Origin of the sequence: Aquisalimonas sp. APHAB1-3, from assembly GCF_048323695.1 — a bacterium.
GTDB lineage: Bacteria > Pseudomonadota > Gammaproteobacteria > Nitrococcales > Aquisalimonadaceae > Aquisalimonas.
Genome location: NZ_JBLWFT010000036.1, coordinates 1 through 1021, shown reverse-complemented (window position 1 = coordinate 1021; position 1021 = coordinate 1). Strand labels below are relative to the sequence as shown.

Genomic DNA, 1021 nt, shown 5'->3' with positions numbered 1-1021 from the left:
GGTGTCACCGGTCGATCCCGGACGAAAACGATGCGCCCCAGTGTTTATGACGACGGCCGGAACTGCGGACGTCGCTTGCGATCGAAAAGTATCGAACGGGAGCTGTCAGTTGAATTCAAAAGTAGACAGCAATTCACCGAGATGTTCGTTTCGAGGTAGCGAGCTTCGCGATCGCGGTCTCGAACGCATCGACGAACGTGTCGAGTTCGTTGGATCCGATCTTCGTTGAGAGGTTCCCCATCCCACGCGGCGCGAGGAAAATCCCGTCGGTTCGCATCCGCAGGAACAGCTCCTCGGCGAGCGGGTCGCCGGCGGCGGAGCTCTCGCAGTCGACCACTGGTTCGTCGGTGAAGTGAATCTGGAACAGGGAGCCGTCACCGGTGATCTGGACGGGGACGTCGACGTCGTCGGAAGCCGCTCGGAGCCGATCTCGAAGGCGCTCTCCGCGGTCGTTCAGCTGATCGATCCGGTCCTCGTCGAGCATCTCAAGCGCGGCTACCCCGCCGGCCATAGTCGCCGGGTTTCCATTGAACGTCCCGGAGTGTTTGAGCACCCCGTCTTCGGGGTGGAACTGTTCCATGAGCTTCCCGTCGCCGCCGAACGCCCCGATCGGCAGGCCGCCGCCGATGAGCTTGCCCAGGGTCGTGAGATCCGGCTCGACCCCATACCGCTGCTGTGCGCCGCCGGGGGCGAGCCGGAACGACATCACCTCGTCGAAAACGAGCACCGTGTCGGTCGATTCGGTGAGATCCCGCGCCGTCTGGAGGAACTCCTCGGTCGCCGGAACCATCCCCCCGGCTCCCACGATGGGCTCGAGGATGAAGCAGGCGTACTCGTCGCCGCGACGCTCGAACCGGGCCTTGAGAGCGTCCGGATCGTTGAACCGGACCGCGTCAACCCGTTCGCCGACGGAATCGGGGATGCCGGCGTTCACCCCTTCGTCGCCGACGGCGACCTCGACCGTGTCGTGGGTGCCGTGATAGCCGCCGGCCACTTTGAGAACCCTGTCCCGGCCGGTCCA

General features: G+C 64.5%; 1 protein-coding gene. It reads right to left on the bottom strand.

The window, feature by feature from the left end:
* Positions 1–133: 133 nt before the first annotated feature.
* A partial coding sequence (locus ACNSTU_RS17505) for an aspartate aminotransferase family protein (RefSeq protein ID WP_418212817.1) occupies positions 134–1021 on the bottom strand: 888 nt, incomplete at its 5' end.